Here is a 22,701-nt window from a genome sequence, read left to right as displayed (position 1 = left end):
AATCATCCCTTCATTTAGCAACACAATAAAAAATATATGCAATTGCAGCGATGCAGATCGCTCACTAGTTTTATGGTTTCCATTAGTTCAACTTCCGAAGAAGTTTAAAGTTGAAAAGGGTGAAATTTCTTGTGAATAACAGTTTTTCGTTTCCATTAGTTCAACTTCCGAAGAAGTTTAAAGCACAAGGCTATGTCACAATGTTTCAGACCAACGATTTTGAAGTTTCCATTAGTTCAACTTCCGAAGAAGTTTAAAGAATCGACCTGACTAACTATACCTTCGTTCTGGGATCATGTTTCCATTAGTTCAACTTCCGAAGAAGTTTAAAGTTCCAAAGGATACCTCTTCTGTAAGAGACACTTTTGGTTTCCATTAGTTCAACTTCCGAAGAAGTTTAAAGCCGCAGCAAGCGCACAACAACTAGTGACTTTTAATAGTTTCCATTAGTTCAACTTCCGAAGAAGTTTAAAGTGTTGATCATTGGATCGAACAATGTAGAAGCAAAAGGTTTCCATTAGTTCAACTTCCGAAGAAGTTTAAAGTGTTCTTGCATTTTTTAAAATGCTTCATAGGAGATTGTTTCCATTAGTTCAACTTCCGAAGAAGTTTAAAGTTCTAAGAACAGGCGGCATCAGGCAAAAGTGGCATTATGGTTTCCATTAGTTCAACTTCCGAAGAAGTTTAAAGCTTGAGATTCGTAGCACTGATAATTATAGCCATAGAGGTTTCCATTAGTTCAACTTCCGAAGAAGTTTAAAGGGCTGGCTACTGAAAGCCTTACCTGAAGGTAATCCTACAGCAGATTTTCGGGGCTTGTCAAAATAATCCAAAATCAATAGCCTCAATTGAGAATTACGGGTCAGAGAAATAGCCTAAAACTCTTAATTAATAAGGCTGCCGGGGCTGCCAACAAAATCATAGGGGTTTGGAGCTTTGGACTTCAGCCCCGAAACAATATCTGAAGTGGCACAGAAGCGCACATTTACAGGAACGTGTAAGTGTGGAACTATGTCATCAACGGCTCTGTATTTCCCTGGCAAATCCAAGCGCCCCAGTAAAAAGGATGTTCTAACGGTGTGTCTTGTTCTTGACAATTAATCTCGGTATTTGCGGATAATTTCTTTAGTTCTAACAATTCTTTTAATACTTCTAATCCCAAAGCAGAGTCTCGTAATTCTTTGACAGAAATTTTACGTATATAATCTTGAGCAGATTGTAACGCCTCTACACGACCCATACCACAAAGCAAGTTATCAAAGAAACGCTCCATTAGTAAAGCAGTGGCTGGATCGGGAACTTGCCAAAGGCTCATAACTAAGGTTTTTGCACCAGCAACTGTAAAAGCTCGACGCAATCCAAATACACCTTCGCCAATTTTAATATCTCCTCTGGCGGTGTCACAGGCAGACAGCACAGTAATTTCGTTTGCCCATAGGTCTAAAGTTGCAATATCCTGAGCAAATACAACCCCTTTACCCGCGTTGGCAGGTAAGCTTCCACCAGTCAGCCCAGTATTAGCACCTGCGAGAGCTAATGCAGAGCGCGTCATTGGGTTAGTTAGTTTGAGTTTTGGAATTTCAGTTTTGGGGTCGATCGGATTTGGAATTGGTAGTGCTGGGGGTGAATCAGGTAAGAACAAACCATGAGTAGCGATGAGCATGATGTGGGGACACTTACTAGTAGTTAGATGGGTTTCTAGCGCTTCTGCTCCCAGATATAAACGTGCATTTAACAGCTTTTGAGCAACAATTTCACCCAAGAACCCAGTACTCTGAGTACGAGATAGACGATCGCAACCAAATATTGCTAGTAACTCATTTGTTTGTCCGTGTGCCTGTTCACTTGCTAAATCAAAATCAGGATCGGCTATGATCAAAGGTACATCCGCAGTCCGTCCAGTCTTAATCCCAGAGCGCAGAATATCCCGCCCAACACCTAAATATGAAATAGTATATTCATCTATAAGCAGGTGTTTACCTGTTTCATCAAGGGGTAATATCTGGAATGGCAGTAAGTTCAGATTGCCGTCTGGTGCAAGTATTAGATGTTTGTAGCCTCCGAGTGCCTCACGGAAATTACCAAACAGCAGTTGACACAGTTGAATTGCTGTGGTTAAATCGTATTCTTTAGTCGGTAATTTAGGTATAGATGCCCAACCTAGTGTTTTTTTGCTAGAGTCAGATAATTGCAGACGTAACACTGAAATTAACTCATCAATAACTTCAGCTTCTCCTAAATCGAACATTTGTACTGCATCTGGTAATCCCGCTTTTAAGACAAATGCTAGATAACGCGCCCGATACCATTGTGTTTCACCTTTAGCTGGAACTGCTTGAAAATTGAAAAAATCGAAGCGAACAAATTCGACTAATACCGAATCAATTGGTAATGCCTCAGCCACAGCAAAACGATCGGGAAGTTGTTCAGATAGTTGAATTTCCGGTACTTGAGTAGCTAGTTGTTTTTGTAAGTCGTTGGATTCTGCCTCTAGTTGTGCTAGTTTTTTTTGAAAATCTGCAAAGTCTTGTCTTTGAGCCGCAGAAACAGTTAGATTGATTAACTGTGCATTTAACTTACTGAGTTGACTAAACTTTTCTTTGAGATGTGGATAGCGATCACTATAAAGGGCTTCATTTTGAGCAGCTAAAGATGTTGCTGTTAAAGCTTTGCGTTTGAGGACAAAATCTAAGGCTGCCTGTAAAGCACTTTCGGAATTAGAGAGATGCTTATAGACTAAAGAAAGAAATAAATTGAAATTACCTCTAAGTTTTTCAATAAAAGCGAGGCGATCGCTTTCGGAACTGAAGGCAAATATACTATTAATCATCAAGTCATTGATATAGCTTGCCTGTATGCGATATGACAAAGCATCGCTATAGCGTTCCATAGCAGCTAATACAGTTGCTAGATTATTTAAACTGAGGGCAGTATCAGGATGCTTATCCCCCAATAAGTGTTTTCTCATAGATAAAGCTTCTAGATACTTCTGTTCAGCTTCTTCATAACGCCCAAGGGATAAGTATATTAATGCTAAATTATTAAGACTGTTGGGAATATCAGGATGTTCTTTGCCAAACAAAGATGTCCTAACTTTTAATACTGACAAGTGCAATTTTTCAGCTTCAATATAGCGTTGCTGACTACCATAGATAGTAGCTAAATTATTCATGCTAGTCGCTACTTGGGGATGTTCGTCACCAAATAAACTTTTAACAATCGCTAAAGCTTCTAATAAGAAAGATTCGGCTTGTGAGTATTTAAATTGAGCATCATATAGTACCGCCAAGTTATTCAACATAGCCGCAACCAGATGATGCTTTGCTCCTAGCAGTTCTTTAATCATTGCTAAGGCTCTTAAATGCGTTTGTTCGGCTTCTGAATATCGCCCTTGCAGCCGATAAACGACTGCGATATCGTTTAAGCTAGTTGCAACTTCAGGATGATTTTCTCCCAAGATATTTTTTCTAATAGAATAAGCTTCCAGATAAATTCGTTCAGCTTTTGAGTATTGCCCTTGCATTTGGTAGAGTAATGCTAAATCATCTGAACTATTTGCCACACTAAGATGCTCTTTTCCAAGTAAGCGTTCCAGCATTGGTAAGGCTTGTAAATATATTTTTTCTGCCTCGAAGTAGCGCCCTTGAAATACGTAAGTTCTTGCGAGATTAATTAAACTGTGTGCAATATCTGGATGTTTGGAAGTAAAGAGGCGATTTCTGATTTCATAAACTTCTAAATATTTTTGTTCTGCTACGAAAAACTGTCCTTGTAAAAAATAAATTTCTGCCAAATTACTCAAGCTACTTGCAACATCAGGATGCTCATCACCAAGCAAACGTTTTCTCATAGCTAAGGCTGATAAATATATTTGTTCAGCTTCTAGATATCGTCCTTGCTCCTTATGATTGGCAGCAATATTATTTAATGCAGATGCCACTAGAGGATGTTCATCTCCTAGTAATCTTTTCCAACTTGCTAAAACTTCTAAATAGTTTTGTTCAGCTTCTAAGTAACGACCCTGTGAATCGTAAAGTGCTGCTAGATTGTTTAAACTAACAGTAACATCAGGATGCGTCTCTCCAAATAGACTTTTGATCATCTCTAAAGCTGATAAATGCTTATTTTCTGCGTCTAAGTAACGTCCCTGAGTCTCGTATAGTGCAGCTAGATTATTAAATGTACGCCAGATATCATGGTGTTCATCTCCAAAAGCAAACTGTTGGATTTCTAAAACTTGTGAATATATATCTTCTGCATCTGAATAACGCCCTTGTTCTCGGTAAACTTCGGCAAGATTGTTTAAAACAATTGCGACTTGAGGATGTTTATCTCCAAGCAACCGTTGCCAAATCTTAATAACCGTTAAAAAACCTTGTTCAGCTTGCGAATATTTTCCTAACGAAAAATGAAAAACTGCTAAATTATTTAAAGATTCTGCTACGTTAATGTGTTCTTCTCCAAACAATTTTTTTCTGAGATTTAAGGCTTGTTGATAGAGATTTTCTGTATCTGTATAACGACCATGTAGGCGATATAATTCTGCCAAATTATTCAGACTGTCGGTGAAAACAGAATGTTCAATTATTTGCAGTTTTTGTCCACAAATTACAGCCTGTTGTGCCAAATCTAAAGCCACATCTAATTTTCCTTGTTCAACTAAGTGAACAACTTGAGCATTAAGAGCATTAAGATTATTGATGTCCTCGATACTGCTACTCATTTGAAGTAAAAAGTGTTAATGGGAATATAATTTACTTTCAAATCAAGAGATATGAAATCTATATCTAGTAGATGATAATGGAAATAACGAAAAAGCTGATATTGTAATTTTTGAATATTAACTTTTAACTAGATAATCTGTATAAAAAATTTCACTATCTTTGGTTGTGCTGAGATAAGCTAGTAATTCTCTGAGCCGAGTTTCTTCGAGTTGTAAAGGGTTGTCACTGCCTTGAGGTAGCCAATTTAAATTAGGCATATCCTTAGTAATTATTGCTAAAATTTGTTCTTGACCAGGATTACCTTCTATATAAAAAGATTTCATCACTGAATCTTCCTGGGGTAAACTGGTTTTACCTGTAGTTAAGTGCGATTGGGGAGCAAAGCACGAAGGACAAAAACACCAAAGTTCTTGGGAAGTATTTTTTTGGATAAGTAATAAATAACCGGAACTTTCTAAATTGATTTCAAAGCGGATGTGACTGCCGATAGATACAGACTTTTCATATATATTAGTAGTCTGCCAACGCCAACCTAAAGTTTCTTCTTTGACTAAGACTAAACCCATTTTTTCAGTAGGATAACCTAATAATTGCAGTTGATGCCAAAGTCCTGCAAGGGCTGTTAAAGGTGGTTCTTGGGTTTCTGCTTCGGTGATATTTGGATTAGATGATATGGCTATATCTTGCCAATCTAACTCAAGCATAGTGCAAATTTCGGTGAAGATACTATAACTAATAGGTACACCGTTAAAAAATTTACTGATAGTTGCCCAAGATGCAACCTGGACATCATCAGCTAAGGCTTGTTGAGTCCAGTTTTTACGGATTAGGGCATACTTAGCTTTTTCAATACCTTTAATTGATGCTACTAATGTCCGTTTTGGCATAGGAAAGTTAAAAGATATTTTTGTAAATTATATACAAAGTTATATATTCTGGCAAAAACTTATACAGGTACTTATATAGCTGTTAGTAACAATCAAGTTAAAGGCAAAAATTAACAGCCACAACACTTTTAACTTAATCATGTTTACCATCGAACAACTTTTTTTCGCTTGGAGTCAAGTCCGTGCGGGAAGTCGCAGTGCTGGCGTGGATGGAATTAGTGTTGACTTGTTTGCAGCGTCAGTTGATGAACAGTTACCTATTCTGCTGCGTCACTTACAACAAGAATCTTATCATCCTAGCCCAGCTAAAGGATTTTATTTAACTAAAAAAAGTGGAGGTAAGCGCTTAGTAGGTATTCCAATTGTCAGAGATAGAATCGTACAACGCCTGCTTTTAGAGGAGTTGTACTTTCCTTTAGAAGAAACGTTTCTTGATTGTAGTTATGCCTACCGTCCAGGGCGAAATATTCAACAAGCAGTGCAGCGATTGTTCTCTTATTATCAGTATCGTACTACTTGGATTATCAAAGCTGATATTGCACAGTTTTTTGATAATTTGTCTTGGGCATTGTTGTTAACTCAGTTAGAAGCTTTGCATTTAGAAAGCCAAGTTATGCAGCTGCTTGAACAACAACTAAAAGCTGGAATGATCGTTGCTGGTAAATACATCAATTCTGGTAAAGGTGTATTGCAAGGTGGGATACTTTCTGGAGCATTAGCTAATTTATACCTGACTGCTTTTGACAGAAAATGTCTCAGTAATAATATTAATTTAGTCAGGTATGGAGATGATTTTGCGGTTGCTTGTAACAGTTGGTCAGAAGCTAATCGTATTCTCGACAAAATTACAACTTGGTTAGGAGAACTCTATCTCACCTTGCAACCTGAAAAAACACAGATTTTTGCACCCCACGAAGAACTGAAATTTTTGGGACACCGCTTTGCTAATGGAAGAGTGTATGCACCACCGCCTCCAAAACCCAAGCTGGAGGGGGAATGGTTCGTTAATGCTTCGGGTACACCTTATTTTCGCCCCAAGGAACGACCATTTAAATTTGTTTCTCGTCCACCAAAAGCTTGTGATATCAGCAAGCCAGTAAGTTTCCCTCGCGCCCCCATATCTCATCTTTGGCAGGAATCTATGACGACATTATATATTACAGATCAAGGTGCTTATTTGAGTGCAAAAAATCAACAATTCCAGGTTTTTTATCAACGAGAATTAAGAATTAAAATCCCGATTGTCCGAGTAACGAATATTGTCTTGTTTGGTTGTTGTAATGTTTCTCATGGTGCAGTGAGTGTAGCATTGCATCGACGGATTCCGGTAATGTATTTGTCGCAAAAAGGCAGATATTTTGGGAGGTTACAGACGGAAGGACAAGCCAAAGTGGAATATTTAGCGCGTCAGGTAGAGTGTTCGCAAAATCTTGAATTTACTAAGAAGCAAGCATCAGCTATAGTGCAAGCAAAATTGCATAATTCGAGAATTATGTTGATGCGATTAAACCGTCGGGTGAAGTCTGATAAGGCTACTCGGGCGATCGCTCAACTAGAATTGTTTATGGACAAATTACCATTCGCTGAAGATGTCAATATGTTACGTGGTTATGAAGGAATAGCTGCAACAACATATTTTCAAGCTTTAGGTTCATTGGTGACAGGGGAATTTGCCTTTGAAAAGCGCACTAAACGGCCTCCAACCGACCCAATTAATAGTATGCTTAGTTTAGGGTATACATTATTAAGTCAAAATGTTCATTCACTAATCCAGGCAGTAGGCTTACATACCCACTTTGGCAACTTACACGTACCCCGTGACAATCATCCAGCCTTAGTATCTGATTTAGTAGAAGAGTTTCGTGCTTTGGTTGTTGATTCTCTGGTAGTATATCTGGCAAATCGAAACCTGTTTACAATTGACGATTTTACCTCCCCAGACGAACGCAATGGTGTGTATTTTCAACCCCACGCACTCAAAAAGTTTCTCAAACATTGGGAGGAAAGGCTACAAATGGAAGTGACGCATCCCCATACAGATCAGAAGTTGCCTTACCGTCGGTGTATTGAGTTACAGGTACGTGAATATATTGCTTGTTTAATGGGTGAGGTTGAGGTTTATCGTCCGATGATTTGGGATAAGTAAAACTTAACTGTTTGCTCGTTTCGGGGCTGAAGTCCAAAGCCCCAAACCCTGATGATTTCGTTGGCAGCCCCGGCAAGCCGATCAATTAAGGGTTCGGGGCTTTTTCTATCAGGGGTAATTCTCAATTGAGGCTATTGATTTTGGATAAATTTGACAAGCCCCGAAAATCTGCTGTAGGATCACCTCTGGGTAAGGCTTTCAAAGCCTAGCCCTTTAAACTTCTTCGGAAGTTGAATTAATGGAAACCCTAAACGCATATTCAGAGAGTAAGAGTTAATGGTCTTTAAACTTCTTCGGAAGTTGAATTAATGGAAACGCTCATCATTCACATTCAACGAACCACATGCGTATTCCACTTTAAACTTCTTCGGAAGTTGAATTAATGGAAACTGTCAACCCTGCCTCGCTGAGGTTGCCCGCTGGCTTGCTGTTCTTTAAACTTCTTCGGAAGTTGAATTAATGGAAACCAAAAGTTTTCAATTTGTTGAGGTGTAGCATCAACACTTTAAACTTCTTCGGAAGTTGAATTAATGGAAACAGTAGCGTCTGCAGTCGCTTTGCCTTTAGTTGTATCACCTTTAAACTTCTTCGGAAGTTGAATTAATGGAAACCGGTTGCTGCGTGCTAACGTTCGGGTTAATACTGATCTTTAAACTTCTTCGGAAGTTGAATTAATGGAAACTTATTGTGCATACGGCTCTCAAAGTCTGCAAATCTCTCCTTTAAACTTCTTCGGAAGTTGAATTAATGGAAACCAAAAGCACGGGATTCAGAAAAAGCAGAAACAGAAACACTTTAAACTTCTTCGGAAGTTGAATTAATGGAAACAGTGTTATCTCCCATAGTTGCTACACTACTTGAAAAACTTTAAACTTCTTCGGAAGTTGAATTAATGGAAACAATTGAAATTCCCAAAACTGCTGTTTTTTGTGTTGGACTTTAAACTTCTTCGGAAGTTGAATTAATGGAAACTTGCCGGAACTGGCTGCCAGAATAAGTACGAGAGAATCCTTTTAACTTCTTTAGAAATTGAATTAAAAAATATAGCAAATCAAGTCGGAGTTATAAGCTCCGACTTTTTTGTTGCCAACTTATATACGTGGCAAAACTTATATACAAACTTATATACAAATATTTCCTAGCTATACACGAGGTTATATACCTCACTGAGAAGATAGAAACAAGTAAAAAGGCAAAAGAAATAAAACCTTCAACTTTTTACTTTTACCTCTTAATCTTTCACTCAGATAAATATATGTCCACAATTTATCTCACCGAACAGGATGCAACTCTCCAAGTGCAACACCATTATTTAAAGGTGTTTCATCAACAAAAACAGTGTATCAGTCTTCGGATTAGCAACGTCAGCCAAATCATTATCTTTGGTAACATCAGATTGCCAAAAGAAGTACTTCAGGTTGTAGTAGCTTATCAAATTCCAGTCCTTTATTTAACTGCAAATGGCGAATTCATCGGGAGATTAGAAAACACAGCACAACGCCAATATAAATATCTAACTTCTCAACGCCAAAGCGCACGTAATGCAGAATTTAATCATGCTACTGCGGAAAGTATCATCTGGGCAAAATTGCACAATCAACATACCTTTGTGCAAAGTTGGACTCGTCATTACGCCGACTATGCAACCCAGCGTGCATTAAATTACCTAACGTTGTTGATGGATAACTTACCACTAGCAACATCTCCTAATGAACTGCGCGAATATAGTTCAGAAGCAGATAAGGTTTACTACAGTGCTGTTACTTCGCTACTCAACTTTCACAATTCGTCTTCGCAGTTCAACCAAAAGCGCATTAGTGGTTTTTTGAACCTGGGATATCAACTTCTGCATCAATATATATACACCCTATTGGATACCGCAGGACTTCATCCCGATTACGCAATTTTACACCGCGATTTAGATCATGAGTTCCCTTTAGCATGGGATTTTACCGCCGAATTTCGTACTGCCATTGTTGATGACCTAGTATTAAATTTCGCCAGAAAATTTCCCCATAGTAACGGAAACGGGAATAGAAATGGTAAAGGTCATCCACGAAGCATCCTCCAACATTTTCTTCAGCATTGGGAAGGAAAGTTACGTACCTTTATACTGCATCCTTACGCAGGAAAAATTAGCTACCGCCAGTGTATGGATTTACAAGTACGAGAATATCTTGCGTGTTTGCTGGGTAATGTGGATTATTACCGTCCTTTGGCTTTGAAATTTCACCCAGCCGATTCCAACCTCGCCAATATTACTGAACTCCAAAAAACACCGTTAACCCTGGTGAGGTAAAGATGTTCTATTTAGTATGCTACGACATTGTTAGCGATCGCCGTCGCAACAAAGTGGCTAAACTCCTAGAGTCCTATGGTTTGCGGGTGCAAAAGTCGGTTTTTGAGTGTGTATTAGATGAAAACCAGTACACAACTCTATCTAAATATCTTGTTCGACTGGTAAACAAACGCGAAGACCAAGTGCGATTCTATCCGATGTCTGCACATACTCGTTGCAAAATCGCAGTTTTGGGTACGCAACCGCAGTTGGTAATTGACGACGCGGCGTATATTGTCTAATTCGGAATTTTCACCAAGATTTCATCCTACTAAAAAGACCAATATGAACGCTTCACGCGCTCCACCGACAAGAGTGAAAACATCTCCACGCTTTCGGTCAAGTTTAGATATTCGGAAACTATTGAATGCAGATTCCAGCTATCAAATTCCGTTTAGTTTTTACTTCCAAAGTTCAAAAAAAACTTGAGACCTTACCCTCTTCAGACCGCAAGCAATACAACAAGGCTTTTGAATGTTTCGCTCAATATGGCCCGACCTATCGGAGTTTGAGAACGCATCGATATCGCTGCAAAAATGGTGATATTTGGAGTTCTTCTGCATCGATGGCGAAACGATTTTACTGGCGTTACATGGAGAAAAAAAGTATTGAAGTAACACACATAGATTCACATTAATGAAGTAAAAAGCCAAAGCATTTTCTAGCGAAGGCTTTTGGCTTTTTACCTTCTCTTCTTTTACCTTTTTAGTCTTGACTTATTTATATGCCCAACCCTCGTCCATTAGAAATGCGAGAATTACGGCTAATTTCAATGTACAGCAATTTGGAATTTGGCATGACACCACAGCAATTCTATTCCAAGTGGGCAGTTAGTTATGAGCAAATAGCTCTGATTTGCTCTCGTTCTGATTCTACTGTTAGGGGCTGGTTTAGAAATGGACGTAACCGACGCTACCCAACACGTAATGATTTACTTCATCTAGGATTGATGGATTTCTTGCTTGAACATTACGAGGAGATTCCTGAACATATACAGGGTTTATTGCATTTTGCTTCTTCATAGAATGTGTATTCACAAAAGTACTTGATTGTCAATATCTTCTAGACCTGTTTTGATGCATATCTGCTGAACTAATGTGAACTTAGGCAATTGAAAAATACATTATTCATGCAACTTTCAGCAATTGTAGGAGGTTATTATGACCTATTTTGAGCAACTACACCCGTGGTGCATTATTCGTAATTTACCTAGCAAGGATGGCAGAGTTATAGCGAGATTCCGACGCCATAATGATGCGACTGCTTATCTACAAGTGCTGCAAAAACAAGTGACTAATGTCGAGTTGGTGGTGAAATTTAATTCCCCGACTGAAATTGCTTGACTTCATTAGAAGTCGAATTAATGGAAACATTGGCATTTTATCCCCGCCAAACGTGTCAAACCTCCAGTTACAAATCATAACTGGAGGTTTTCTAGTTTTTCATCACATACTTATCAATACCTAAAATACCTATAATATTAACTAATTAATAAAAGCGGTTAGATAACAATGCGATCGCATCTCGTGAATGTACAAGTATAGATTATGCCGACAAAGATAGCGATCGCCCAAGTATTTTTCAAAAAATTATCTTAGATGAGTTAGAGCTTTATGTAAATATTTAGACACAGTAAATGTATTTATATAAACTTAGTTTGATTTCAATGTAATATTACACCAGTATTCTCTCAGTCAGAGTAATATTTTTATGCATCTCAAATAAAAATTCAAAATTAAAGATATTTTGGCTACGGCACGCGATGCAAACAGACGGGGATTTAAACCCGCGACTTTCTTGTTGACCACCAAATCGTAGATTTGGTGGAGGTCTTAAACGCCGGTTATTCAGCGTCCGACTGAGCGCTCACGCCGAAGTCCACTTTTTCGGTCAAAATACCCAACTGAATTCTGACTATTGACGCATGTATTCTGTTCGATAAATCACACTCTACACGGGTAAATAGATTATGGTTTCCGATTTTGTAGTCATATATTTAGTAAGCAGATGAATTTTTACCAACGAAAATTATATGCATTACTACAAGCACCAGAATTTGCGAATTGGGGAGATTGTGTATTATCGCAATTAGATTGCCTGACAGAGGATTTTGAAGATTTAAGAAGATGGTGGAGTGAAGGTAGAGGTCAACACGCCCAAGAGATTGCCTCTTCTTCAGACCGTGTTAATTTATCTTACATAGAACATCTAGATAATGAACAAGTAACTGTGCGTCATCCGATAAGTGGTCAAAAACAGCAAGTTACGACTTTACAATCTCCAGTTAACTTACCAGATATTAGCCAGATCAAACATGAAACCAACGCCAAAAAAGTTTTTTGGTGGTTTTGGCGATTTTATCCAGAACTATTAGCAGACCAGCAACACGATGCCTTGCTATTTCCTGCACATACAGTCATCCCCGACTGTCCACTACACAGTCACCAAAGTACAGTTTCGGCTTTGACTGGTGCAATGTTTCCCAAATGTTGGAAGTCTGAAGACAAACACGAGACTCCCTATCTATTAATATTTTCTTTCTCGCCTGTGCAAGACTTCATCAAGTCATCGCGGAAATTTCTCGATTTTTGGGCAGGTTCATATTTACTACATTATCTCAGTACCCAACTATGCTGGTATATTGCCCAACAATTAGGCCCTGATGCGGTGATTGTCCCTTCCCTCTGGAGCCAAGAAATTATTGATGCGTTGATTGTACAAAAATATCGTGATTTTACGCCTAACTTTACCTGTTTACAAAATGGTGGTGAACCAGTTCATCGCTTTTCAGAAAAAATATCTACTAGTTTAAGTACTGCTGGATTTCCCAATGTAATTACAGTTTTGGTTCCAGGTAAACAAGCAGCCCAAAAATGGGGGCAGTATCTAGCTAAAAAGCTCACCAAAGAATGGAGAAAAATCGGCATCAAAGTTAGAAACCACATTAGAGAGCAGGTTATTAATTTTTTAAATAATCAGTCCGAATCCGAATTAAAGGAAATACTACATGGAGTATTCCCCGAATTTAGGAATATTCCATCCGACCTTGAACCTTATGGAAGAGAACTAGAACTTCTCAAGCAACAAAGCTGTTGGGAATGGAACAAACTTTGGGAAGTCCAACTAAATCACACTTGGGAACCATACTGGACAGGGATACCAGTGGGAAGCCCAACCCAGGAATTAACTAATAATAAAGATGATGGCATTTTTGATGAAGCTTGGGTGATGATGCAAAATAAAATTGCTCGCCCATTTGTTGATTTACCTAGTGAATTTGAAAATAAGTTCTATAGAAATTTAAACGTGGGAACATGGTGGGGTAGTATCCACCAACGTTTAGGAACTTGTTTAAATAATGTTAAATATACTCGGAATTGGCAAATTGCCATTGCTCCCGGTGAACGTTCTACAATATCAGGTCAATTTAGCGCTGTTCATCCTCGGTTAAATTATCAAGTTAGAAGAACTCTTGATGGACAAGTACACGACTTACGCCAAGGTAGTGGTTTAGCAGCAGGTTCAATGCGCTTATTTTGGTTTGTTATGTCCAAAGCGTATCGCGGTTTATTTAATGGTTCAGAGAAACTTAATGCACTAGAAATAACCAAACGTATGGCTTGGGTATATGGAGGCGTAGCAGAATCTTTAGGAATTTCTATCGAACTATCTGAAGACCCATTGCCTGATGAAGCTGTGAATGAATTAGGAACAGAATCAACAGAAGCTAATAATAAAAAATTACAACAAATAACCAAAATCATCGATTACGAAAAGTTCATTAGTTTCCCCAATCTCAGTTCCATTAGCGTAGCTGCTTTTGCTAAGGAACATCCCCATCTAATCAAAACTTATAGAAGTAATTTATATCAACTTTTTAAACAACACAAACATAAGTTTTCCCCAAAGCAACAACGTACTTTTTACTCCAAAACTAGCCGTCCATTACATATACCGAATGCAGACAAAGCAATAGAAAAGGAATTTCCTAATCTGAAGGGTGGTTATAATGGGGTGATGTTTTCTAGCAAATGGCTCATCGATGACATGGGCTTGCAAGAACAGGAACGCAACACCGCTAACAGTAACCAAAACAGTCAAAAACAAGTTGATATCTTACGAGAAATCGTCCAAAAAGCACATCATAATACTGGTTTTGGTGAAAGCAGCCCGGCTGATTGGTGGGTAGTTGTCCTCGCCGATGGTGACGGGATGGGTGATTATGTTTCTGGGAAAAAACTCAAAGAATACAACTATTATGTTGAACTGGATGCAGTGAATCAAAGCATCCCAAATTTTGACAACAATCTATTTAAACAATTCTTAGGTAAAACAGCTAAACGTATGGGGCCTGCTACCCATGTGGGTTTAAATCGCGCCCTTTTAGATTTTTCCAATCGCTTAGTTCCTTACTTGACAGAAAAGCGTTTCTGTGGGCGTGTTATCTACAGTGGTGGTGATGATGTCATGGTAGTTTTACCTCTGGAAGACTTACCAGAGTATCTTTTATCTTTACGTGCGGCTTGGAGTGGTAACAAAGATCCCAAAGAAGAGTTTGAAAGTGATCGCAATGGTATTATTTCTGAAGAAGATACAACTACAGGTTACTGGTATCCACTTGAACAAGTCAAAGACTTAATTAAACGTCCTCACTTCACAATGGGAAAGACCGCAACCATGAGTGCTGGTGTGATAATTGCTCATAAAAGCGTTCCTCTCCCCACAGTTCTAGAAAACTTGTGGGAAGCAGAAGCAGAGAGGGCGAAAAAAATTCCTGGTAAAGATGGTATTTGCTTCCAAGTAATTTATGGTGGTGGAAACCAGTTAGAAGCACTGATGAAAGGCGAATTGCTAGAGACATGGTGGGACTGGGTACAGGAATATAAAACATACGAAGAAAAACTTAGTCCCCTACTGTATCGGTTAGCTGAAGAACTTCCCCGTCGCGCTTCTATTACCGAGCATTACAAGCTGTTCTCTAAAGCAGCTAAAGTCATTATGGATAGTCGTGATAACAGCAAACAACTTGAGCAGACATTTGAAAAAATAGAAAAGTGGTTAAATAAATGGGAAGATTGGGCGAAACCAATTCTCAAAGAATGGGCTAAAAAAAACCTCAAAGAATGGGCTGAAGAAACTCTAAAAGAAAGCAATAAACCTGAAAAACGAGAAAAAGCTCAAAAAACTCTAGAACAATTAAAACAATGGGATAAACAAACTTTGGAACACTGGATTAAAGAAACCAAAGAAATTAAATCTGAACCCATAGGTACTACACCAGAAGATTTAGCCAAACTATTAAGATTTACCGCTTTTTGGGTCGATAAGCGGGTCGAACGCTATCAGTAGAGGGACAGATGATATATGCACTGGTATAAGATTACTCCTCTAGATTTACTCCTATTTCGAGATTGTAAACCTTTTAGCCCTGGTGAAGGTTCTTGGGCGAAGGGGCTATTTCCACCGATGCCAATTACAGTATTTCAAGCATTGCGATCGCTTTTACCACAAACTACCACCAAAGATGAACGTACTCAGCGCCATCTCAGTTTTTTCGGCCCCTTTTTATTAGATAGTAAGCATACCCTTTGGCTGCCCACACCAAAAGATTTAGTCTGTCTATATCCTCCAGGACAAGACCGCAAAACGAAGAGCGATAATTGGAGCGAAATTCAACGCCTGCAATCCATTCCCAAAGATGACGTATGGAAGCATTTAGCATTTGATGAAGAACAAATCGCTCCTCTAGTTCTTAATCAGAAATGGGATGGAAATATCAGCCCACCCAAACCTTGGATCAAAGCGGAAGCACTGTTTGATTACCTTAAAGGTCAAAAAAATAGCAGTAATTGGTGTAAACAAGACTTTTACCATAATCCTTGGAAAACGCAGGTGTTACCACACATTCAGATGCAACCTGATAAGCGACAAGTTAAAGATGCTGATGGTTACTTTACTGAAGTCGCCGTCCGCCTTGAAGATGGATGGTGTTTTGTCGCGGCTTTGAGTGGGAATACTTTAGCAAAGGAAAGTATTGTCCGGTTGGGAGGAGAAGGACATCGGGCTTTAGTATCGCCTCTGGAAGCAGATAACAGATTAAAAGGTCAACTTGATTGTTTGATAAAAAGCAATCGCTCATCAACAGGATCAAATTTTGCTTATCTTCTTACCCCTGGACTAGGACTATTTGCAGAAACAAGATACACCAGCTATCCCCAAGCTTGGAAGGAACATCTCAAAGGCTGCGCCACCGACAAAGCATTACTGTGGGGTGGTGTCTCAACAATGCGTAAGGATAACAAAACAAAGGAAGAGTTTGCATTGTTACCGCAACGAGCCTTTGTACCACCAGGGACGGTGTATTTATTTAATAATGAAGTAGCAACAAACCAGCAGTTATTACCTGAACAAGGTGGACGGTGGTTAGAAACTTTTAAACAGCTTAATTATGGAAAACTCTTGTGGGGACAAGGAATTTAATCAATGAGTGATTTTCGTACTGGATATCTTTATACACTTGCACCAATTCATTGTGGTGGCGAAGGCGATTTAGGAAACATCTTAGATATTGTCCGCGAAGTTCACACGGATTTTCCTTACATTCCAGGATCTTCGCTAAGAGGTAGCCTACGCTGGGATATCAACTCTATTGACTCAGCTGCCGCAGATAAATTATTTGGTAGAGAATTAAGTGCGAATGGACAAATGGGGGTTCATCAAGTTTGGTTTGGTGATGCTCGTTTATTATGGGTGCCGATGCGGACAATGGCAATGAATGGCAATCGGAATGTGTTTACCTGGGTCAGCTGTCATTCGCTGATCCGTGACCATGCATTACTATCTGGGCTACCAATAAGCGATTTTCCCGATCATCCTGTAGGAACTCAAATGGGTAGTTATTATGTTGCTGATGCTCAATTACAAGTTTCTGCGCTTACAGAATCCCAAAAACAAGCAATCGCACTAGCGGGAGATTGGCAGCGATCGCTTGCTGATGCAGTTGAGCCAATCTGGAATAATAATCGCGTCGTCCTTGCTGATAGCGATTTTCAAACCTTAATGGAGCATTCACTGTGGACGCAGATTCGCAACAAAATTAATGAAATTGATGACGAAGATGATGAAGATGATTCTGAAGGTGGTGCAGAAATATTCTGGACTGATGTTTGCATTCCTAGAGATACAATTCTCTACTATCCTTGGGGTTACAAATTAAACAAAACTAATTCTGTCGCTCAACAGGAACATGATTTATTGATGAATGTTGTTACAGGGTTATTTCAAATTGGCGGACAAGCGAATGTTGGGCGAGGTTGGGTACAAGGTTGGGTAACAAATAGTACTTTACCTATATTAAAGACAAATCAATCTATCCCTGTGGAGGCGTAGTCATGCTTAAGCCAGAACAAATGAGCCTGACTGCTCATCAACATATTCAAAAATATCTTGAAAGCAGCCCCAACACAGCAATTAGTAAAGAAGAGTTAAACGCGATTTTAAGACTATCTCAACATTTGCGAGTTTTTGGTTTACTCTCAGCCGCAGCCTATGTCAACCAAACAAATGCCCAAGAAGGAAAAGTACGATCGCGTATTCTTCTGGTGTGGAAATCGCTCCTTGGTCAACTTATAGATTCGCAAAATCTGCCTTCTGAAGAAGAACTGCGCGAGGCGATTGTCCAAATGGCAAATGATGAACCAGCAAAGTATATGGCGACTTGGCGTAAAGCAATAATTCTATCTAATCATTGGAATTTTTGGGCAAGAGCCTATTCTGCATAATTGTTCTTTTGACTTTTAATTTATTTAACTTATGTACACTGGGCCCCAACTGGTTAAATTACTGGAAAAGCAACATCAACGTCGAGGAACATCAAATTTATTCAAGAAAGATACTTTTACGCTGCAATGGAGAAGTAAAGTTGGTTCATTTCCCCATCCCGATGTAGAGACGATGGTTTCTGCGGGAGAACCAAGTGGTGCTTGGTATGTTACTAATGGACGACCAGAAGATAAACGCCAATTAAACGAAAACTTGGATAGAATGCCAGAACTACCCCTGAATGGCTATATTCCTGGTTCTTCAATTCGGGGAATCGTCCGTGCATGGGCAATGAAACGTCCCAGCATTCGTAATCAAATGTTGGATTTGCTGGGATCTCAACAAGGAAATGTCATTCAAGCAGGCAAAATCGAATTTTTGGATGCATGGCCCGAAATAGCAACTAAGCTTGTTTTGGATATAGTTAACCCACAGCAAGATTTCCAAGTCTACCACAAGGGGCAAGGTACACCACTTTCAATTTACACTTTGGGAGATGGTGAGGATAGTATTCCAGTGATAGTAGCGATTCGAGGTATTCCTGGTAAAGCTAGTCCCCAAGAGGTACAAACAGTTTGGGAATGGGTACAACAAGCACTTAGTATTCATGGAGTTGGTAGTCGTATCTCTGCGGGATATGGTCAGATTAAAGCACCTACAAGTTTTAGACCCTCAGCACAATTGCGCCAAGCTGAAAATGGTTCCACTACTAAAACTTTTGAATTTAAACTCTACAGCCAAGGTTGTGCTGGTGCTGATCGGCAACAACAAGATTTTCGCCCGTCCCATTGGCGCGGTTGGTTGCGTTCTTGGATATTGCGGTTTCTGTTGGGTGTAATGTCCAAAGATAACGCAGAAAAAACCTTATGGGAACTAATGGGAATCATAGAGCCAGATACCCGCAAAGGCTGCCTAAAAATCCGTATGATTCCAGACCAAGAAATTTGGGGTGAGCGATCAATTAACTCGCCTTACTTTTATGTTTGGGAAGGTAAATTACAAGTTACTGCACCTAGCGAAATTCTCAACAAAATTATTCTCCCAATTATCCGATTTGCAGTTAGTACAGGAGGTGTTGGTAGAGGTTGGCGACGACCTTTACATATTTTCCACATGAATAACGGCTATCCTGCAACACGAGGAAGTTATTTAGTCATCAAACACCAAGTCCCCAACAGAGAAGGACTCTTGCAGAAAAGAACTTTAAGTTTGCCACTAAATCCAGAAACTTGGACTTCTATCTATGATAATTGGTTAGCGGCTGTGCGGTCGCAGTGGACTGACAGAATCAACATTAATGCAAATCAATCATTAGAAGCTGAGGTATTTTCACCCCGTACTTGTGCTGTCTATTCCGTTCCTGGTTGCGAAGTTAACCCTATTGATGAGAATGATTTGGAATGGCTAGAAACTGATGCAGTAGCAACTCGTGGAGAAGGTATGCACCTGATTTACGAACAAACTCCTCCCCGTAATTACAAACGTAATCCAGATATTGGTGGAAATGCTGCAACTGGTAATCCTCATTGTTCATGGGCAAGTATTAAGCTAATTAATATACCCAGTCAAGAAATAGACGTGGATTGTCAAGAGATTGTTTGCTTATTTATGGGAGGAAAATCACCTCAGTCAAATCATATTCGCGCCCACTTTCTTAAAGATTTAAGCGCAATAGAAGGAAAAGTACATTTATTTGGAGTTTCTCCTTAAAGTTTTTAAGAGCAATACCCTTGAATGAATTTCTCTTGTATCTCACTTTATTCCATGCGCCACGTATGCGGAATCAACAACTACACCCATTAAGCTCACGGGAGTATTTGCAGAAGCATAATATTTCACCGATTTCGACAGTTCATCAATCGCATTTATCCTTTGCTTGCCAGGACGGATGTAGACAACCAGTATAGATTTAGAACTGACTTTACTGACTATTCTGTTGAGCGCTTCTGCAACTCGATCCTCTAGAAGTTGAGCAGTTTCTACTTCCGATTTATTAAGTTTTTCACTGTCCTCCACTAAAGCATAATTTACAAAATCTAAAATCACAACATCTCCAGAAAGTTTAACTCGCTTAGAAGCATCTAATAAACGAGTTTCTTTAAAACCTCGTGCTGCTAAAAACTCATATTCTTCTGGATAATCATTAGGTAAAATTGCGATACGTGAAGGGATAAAATAATCAATATTTATCTCGCCTACAACCTTTTCTCTGTCTAAAAGTTGCTTTAAGTTAGTAACTTCTTGCCCAACCGTCTCATCCACAACAGCTTTCAGCCGTCGTTCCACTTCTTCGCGGATCAATAGCTTGGCATCTTTAAGACTTTGGTTAAAAAAGTAAATACTAAGCCCAGCAACAACTCCGAAAAGTACGCCAAACACGACAAAAGAAAGATTTATCGCACTCACAAAACTGCCAAAACTATTATTGAGTCGCGTATTAGCATCTTGTAAAAATTGAATTTGACTTTTAAGTAACTCGACATCAGCAGTAGGAGAAGGAGATGGTTTAGGGGTGGGTGTGGCGGATGTGGTAGCTTGGGCAATGAAGGTGGAAATTTTGAATAGCCAACTTTCAGATGAGTTTATTAATAGATGTGACCAATGCATATTCTGTTTCCCTTTATATTTTTACTTTGTCCTATTATCCGTTTTATTAACAGTTAAATCACTCATGTAAGTATAAAACTATGCTTTTTATGCGACTCCCGTCATGCTGTCAGCCTTTCTATGTGGGCTGTATCACAGCGATCGCTACTTTAAAGAAAGCGTCATTCTAAATAAATTACACTATTTCCCTAAGCCTACAACCCTACACCCTAAAATCAGTAGTATCAAGGGTTAGTCCTTTCCAAGCGTGTCATTCGAGTCAGTGCCAAAGGGCATTACTGGTCATAGTTTCTGAGCTTTTCACCCAGACATTATGGTTGTGATAAAAATCACCACGCTGTTCTAATGTAAACCCACCCAGCAATAATCCCAACCATACTTCTACCATCGGCATTTGCAACACACGTTGCAGCTTAACTAAAGAAATCTCATCTTTGACATTTATCAGATGGTTAGCGATCGCACTCTGCCATTTTTCCACATCCTCATCTGATGCCAAATTGCGAACATCTTCTAAAGTTGTCACCTCATCGAGCATTGCCAAAACATTCGCTTTCTCAACGGGTGCTGCTACAGAATCACCCTCTTCAGTAGAATGTGAAAATTGGTGTGGCCCATGTGGTTTAAAGGTTTGTGGTGTTTGCGGTTCAATCAAATCATCTAAATCTAGGTGCATTGTTGTCCGCACTAGACCAGCAAAGAGATCGGTGCTAACAACTGGCCCCAAAAGACTATTGCGATCGCGGGTATCTTGCAACAGCACTTCGGCACGAGACTTCAGAATATCTGCAATTTGACTGAAGGCAAGCGCTGCGGTTGATAACTGTGCCTCCAAGGGTAAACTTTCTAGCTCGGCATCCAAACAATCCCACATAGCATCAAGAGAAGAAGTTGGTGGAGATTCAGACAACTCATCTAATACATCCCAGATGGTTAATTGGTGGTATGTGGTCATTGCTACAATTCAGGATTTAACGGGCAGGGTCGCACTGGGCAGTAGCTTGAGGCAATCTCAAACATATCTTTATATTGATATAGTGAAACACCATAAGATTTAGCAAATGCCTGCAACACCTGATCTGTATAGGCGCGGATCTTGCCAGCCGTTAACCCAAAGCAGTGAATTGGTTCTAAGCGACAAATAGGCTGTTGCCCCAGCCAGAGTTCTGCGCCCAAGGCGTGCAATGGTTTATCGCCTGATTCTTTATACAAGTACAGCACTGCAAAATATGTTGCTGGTGGTTCGACTGTTACTGAATCAATTTCTGCTGAATTATTCTGGGAGCGGTGGCGATAGAATGAGCGGCGATTGTGGCAGACTTTGGGATTCCAACATCCATCCCCTGCTGTTCCATGTAAAACTTTAGCTTGGGCAGTTGGTAACTTGGCACATAGCTGACATTTGGGATCAAGTGGCTTTGGCATACCTTACTCCGCTTCTTCGCCAATCGCACGATAGTAAGCAGCGATCGCAGCTTCTTGCTCACTACGAAGGGTATAGCGTCGAAACGCTTTCTCGCTTTGATGTCCCGTTAGCTTACGGGCATGGCTGGGATCAACTCCCAATAGCAATAAGTCAGTAGCGTAAGTATGTCGAAAGGAGTGAGGGTGCAAATTCTCAATGTGAGCTATTTCACCAATTTTTTCTACAGCAAAGTAAATGCCGTGATAACTTAAGCGTTCACCTTTGTACGAAGCATGGTGTGAAATCATCAGTGGACTAAGGTTGTTTAACACCTCTCCTTGGTGTGAGCGTAATTGTAAATAATCTGCCACGACTTCTCGGCTTTCTTTTCGCAGTGGCACTAAGCGTGGTTCATTGGTTTTGGTGTCTGGTAAAAATAGCAGCTTGCCATCAAATGAGCCAACATTTAACTGTACAACTTCCCCAGCCCGGAGTCCATGACTGAGAATGTGAACGAGTGCTGTATCCCGTTGCTTTGTTTCTCCCAATAATTCCAACGCTGACCAAACCTGTTCCATCTGTTCTGGGGTTAAACTCTGGGCTGGTGGCAACGGCACTTTTTCCAGTTTTATTCCCAGTGTCGGATTAGCAGCAATAATTTCAGGTTGACTAGTTCAAATAATCTTTTACTTCTGATTTGACAGGTTATCCTCCCAGTTGTCACTGTAAGGATAAAATGAGCAACTTTGAAAGCATAAGTTGAGCAACAGATT

Annotated in this window: 16 protein-coding genes, 1 pseudogene and 2 CRISPR repeat arrays; of the genes and pseudogenes, 11 read left to right on the top strand and 6 right to left on the bottom strand. The window is 39.6% G+C overall.

Annotation, left to right across the window (positions count from 1 at the left end):
- Positions 1 to 75 precede the first annotated feature (75 nt).
- Positions 76 to 762: direct repeats of the CRISPR family, unit length 35 nt; unit sequence GTTTCCATTAGTTCAACTTCCGAAGAAGTTTAAAG.
- 247 nt (positions 763 to 1,009) lie between these two features.
- Together RM049_RS30860 and RM049_RS30855 are read right to left on the bottom strand one after the other, a co-directional pair.
- Positions 1,010 to 4,723 (bottom strand): CHAT domain-containing tetratricopeptide repeat protein, encoded by a 3,714-nt coding sequence (locus tag RM049_RS30860; protein ID WP_322706878.1) that lies wholly within the window; start codon positions 4,721 to 4,723, stop codon positions 1,010 to 1,012.
- Between the two features lie 117 nt (positions 4,724 to 4,840).
- Entirely contained in the window at positions 4,841 to 5,611 is a 771-nt protein-coding gene (locus tag RM049_RS30855) for a DUF4384 domain-containing protein (protein ID WP_322706877.1), read from the bottom strand.
- 139 nt (positions 5,612 to 5,750) lie between these two features.
- On the opposite strand from RM049_RS30855, the gene cas1 (RM049_RS30850) reads away from it, so the two are divergent.
- The 11 genes from cas1 (RM049_RS30850) to RM049_RS30800 all read left to right on the top strand — a co-directional run bounded on the left by cas1 (RM049_RS30850) (position 5,751) and on the right by RM049_RS30800 (position 19,626).
- Entirely contained in the window at positions 5,751 to 7,757 is a 2,007-nt protein-coding gene (gene cas1 / locus RM049_RS30850) for a CRISPR-associated endonuclease Cas1 (protein WP_322706876.1), read from the top strand.
- A gap of 211 nt (positions 7,758 to 7,968) precedes the next feature.
- A CRISPR array of direct repeats spans positions 7,969 to 8,729; the repeat unit is 35 nt; unit sequence CTTTAAACTTCTTCGGAAGTTGAATTAATGGAAAC.
- Between the two features lie 283 nt (positions 8,730 to 9,012).
- Complete coding sequence (gene cas1 / locus RM049_RS30845; RefSeq protein WP_322706875.1) at positions 9,013 to 10,056, top strand: CRISPR-associated endonuclease Cas1; 1,044 nt, start codon at positions 9,013 to 9,015, stop codon at positions 10,054 to 10,056.
- A 2-nt stretch (positions 10,057 to 10,058) separates the two neighbouring features.
- Positions 10,059 to 10,337 carry a CRISPR-associated endonuclease Cas2 gene (gene cas2, locus RM049_RS30840; protein WP_322706874.1) on the top strand — a complete coding sequence of 93 codons (279 nt, stop codon included), beginning with the start codon at positions 10,059 to 10,061 and terminating at the stop codon, positions 10,335 to 10,337.
- A 125-nt stretch (positions 10,338 to 10,462) separates the two neighbouring features.
- Positions 10,463 to 10,732: a hypothetical protein gene (locus RM049_RS30835; RefSeq protein ID WP_322706873.1), complete on the top strand. Its 270-nt coding sequence runs from the start codon at positions 10,463 to 10,465 to the stop codon at positions 10,730 to 10,732.
- An 87-nt stretch (positions 10,733 to 10,819) separates the two neighbouring features.
- A complete protein-coding gene (locus tag RM049_RS30830) occupies positions 10,820 to 11,119 on the top strand; it encodes a hypothetical protein (RefSeq protein WP_322706872.1) in 300 nt (99 codons plus the stop codon).
- A 136-nt stretch (positions 11,120 to 11,255) separates the two neighbouring features.
- Positions 11,256 to 11,438 (top strand): hypothetical protein, encoded by a 183-nt coding sequence (locus RM049_RS30825; protein WP_322706871.1) that lies wholly within the window; start codon positions 11,256 to 11,258, stop codon positions 11,436 to 11,438.
- 664 nt (positions 11,439 to 12,102) lie between these two features.
- Positions 12,103 to 15,444, top strand: a complete 3,342-nt coding sequence (gene cas10 / locus RM049_RS30820) for a type III-B CRISPR-associated protein Cas10/Cmr2 (protein ID WP_322706870.1) — start codon at positions 12,103 to 12,105, stop codon at positions 15,442 to 15,444.
- Positions 15,445 to 15,459: 15 nt separating this feature from the next.
- Positions 15,460 to 16,575: a type III-B CRISPR module-associated Cmr3 family protein gene (locus RM049_RS30815; RefSeq protein ID WP_322706869.1), complete on the top strand. Its 1,116-nt coding sequence runs from the start codon at positions 15,460 to 15,462 to the stop codon at positions 16,573 to 16,575.
- Between the two features lie 3 nt (positions 16,576 to 16,578).
- The gene (locus RM049_RS30810; RefSeq protein ID WP_322706868.1) at positions 16,579 to 17,484 is read left to right on the top strand and encodes an RAMP superfamily CRISPR-associated protein; all 906 of its coding nucleotides are present in this window, start codon (positions 16,579 to 16,581) and stop codon (positions 17,482 to 17,484) included.
- 2 nt (positions 17,485 to 17,486) lie between these two features.
- Positions 17,487 to 17,876 carry a hypothetical protein gene (locus RM049_RS30805; protein ID WP_322706867.1) on the top strand — a complete coding sequence of 130 codons (390 nt, stop codon included), beginning with the start codon at positions 17,487 to 17,489 and terminating at the stop codon, positions 17,874 to 17,876.
- Between the two features lie 31 nt (positions 17,877 to 17,907).
- On the top strand, positions 17,908 to 19,626 hold the full coding sequence (locus RM049_RS30800; protein ID WP_322706866.1) for an RAMP superfamily CRISPR-associated protein: 1,719 nt from the start codon (positions 17,908 to 17,910) through the stop codon (positions 19,624 to 19,626).
- Positions 19,627 to 19,668: 42 nt separating this feature from the next.
- Here RM049_RS30800 and RM049_RS30795 read toward each other — a convergent pair whose 3' ends face one another.
- From RM049_RS30795 to RM049_RS30780, 4 genes and pseudogenes are all read right to left on the bottom strand, one after another.
- Positions 19,669 to 20,523: a hypothetical protein gene (locus RM049_RS30795; protein WP_322706865.1), complete on the bottom strand. Its 855-nt coding sequence runs from the start codon at positions 20,521 to 20,523 to the stop codon at positions 19,669 to 19,671.
- A 259-nt stretch (positions 20,524 to 20,782) separates the two neighbouring features.
- On the bottom strand, positions 20,783 to 21,478 hold the full coding sequence (locus tag RM049_RS30790; RefSeq protein ID WP_322706864.1) for a hypothetical protein: 696 nt from the start codon (positions 21,476 to 21,478) through the stop codon (positions 20,783 to 20,785).
- Positions 21,479 to 21,480: 2 nt separating this feature from the next.
- On the bottom strand, positions 21,481 to 21,948 hold the full coding sequence (locus RM049_RS30785; RefSeq protein WP_322706863.1) for a hypothetical protein: 468 nt from the start codon (positions 21,946 to 21,948) through the stop codon (positions 21,481 to 21,483).
- Positions 21,949 to 21,951: 3 nt separating this feature from the next.
- A pseudogene (locus RM049_RS30780) lies at positions 21,952 to 22,593 on the bottom strand (tyrosine-type recombinase/integrase); the annotation flags it as partial.
- Between the last annotated feature and the right edge of the window lie 108 nt (positions 22,594 to 22,701).

Source organism: Nostoc sp. DedQUE04, assembly GCF_034530995.1.
In the GTDB taxonomy this organism is placed as follows: Bacteria; Cyanobacteriota; Cyanobacteriia; order Cyanobacteriales; family Nostocaceae; genus Nostoc.
The sequence above is the reverse complement of the archived record's forward strand: the minus strand, read 5'-3'. Positions and strand labels throughout refer to the sequence as shown.

What these genes read in the sequence shown, in the direction of transcription:
- RM049_RS30860 (WP_322706878.1), bottom strand. Translation starts at nt 4,723, where the DNA reads ATGAGTAGCAGTATCGAGGACATCAATAATCTTAATGCTCTTAATGCT.
- RM049_RS30855 (WP_322706877.1), bottom strand. Translation starts at nt 5,611, where the DNA reads ATGCCAAAACGGACATTAGTAGCATCAATTAAAGGTATTGAAAAAGCT.
- cas1 (WP_322706876.1), top strand. Translation starts at nt 5,751, where the DNA reads ATGTTTACCATCGAACAACTTTTTTTCGCTTGGAGTCAAGTCCGTGCG.
- cas1 (WP_322706875.1), top strand. Translation starts at nt 9,013, where the DNA reads ATGTCCACAATTTATCTCACCGAACAGGATGCAACTCTCCAAGTGCAA.
- cas2 (WP_322706874.1), top strand. Translation starts at nt 10,059, where the DNA reads ATGTTCTATTTAGTATGCTACGACATTGTTAGCGATCGCCGTCGCAAC.
- RM049_RS30835 (WP_322706873.1), top strand. Translation starts at nt 10,463, where the DNA reads ATGCAGATTCCAGCTATCAAATTCCGTTTAGTTTTTACTTCCAAAGTT.
- RM049_RS30830 (WP_322706872.1), top strand. Translation starts at nt 10,820, where the DNA reads ATGCCCAACCCTCGTCCATTAGAAATGCGAGAATTACGGCTAATTTCA.
- RM049_RS30825 (WP_322706871.1), top strand. Translation starts at nt 11,256, where the DNA reads ATGACCTATTTTGAGCAACTACACCCGTGGTGCATTATTCGTAATTTA.
- cas10 (WP_322706870.1), top strand. Translation starts at nt 12,103, where the DNA reads ATGAATTTTTACCAACGAAAATTATATGCATTACTACAAGCACCAGAA.
- RM049_RS30815 (WP_322706869.1), top strand. Translation starts at nt 15,460, where the DNA reads ATGCACTGGTATAAGATTACTCCTCTAGATTTACTCCTATTTCGAGAT.
- RM049_RS30810 (WP_322706868.1), top strand. Translation starts at nt 16,579, where the DNA reads ATGAGTGATTTTCGTACTGGATATCTTTATACACTTGCACCAATTCAT.
- RM049_RS30805 (WP_322706867.1), top strand. Translation starts at nt 17,487, where the DNA reads ATGCTTAAGCCAGAACAAATGAGCCTGACTGCTCATCAACATATTCAA.
- RM049_RS30800 (WP_322706866.1), top strand. Translation starts at nt 17,908, where the DNA reads ATGTACACTGGGCCCCAACTGGTTAAATTACTGGAAAAGCAACATCAA.
- RM049_RS30795 (WP_322706865.1), bottom strand. Translation starts at nt 20,523, where the DNA reads ATGCATTGGTCACATCTATTAATAAACTCATCTGAAAGTTGGCTATTC.
- RM049_RS30790 (WP_322706864.1), bottom strand. Translation starts at nt 21,478, where the DNA reads ATGACCACATACCACCAATTAACCATCTGGGATGTATTAGATGAGTTG.
- RM049_RS30785 (WP_322706863.1), bottom strand. Translation starts at nt 21,948, where the DNA reads ATGCCAAAGCCACTTGATCCCAAATGTCAGCTATGTGCCAAGTTACCA.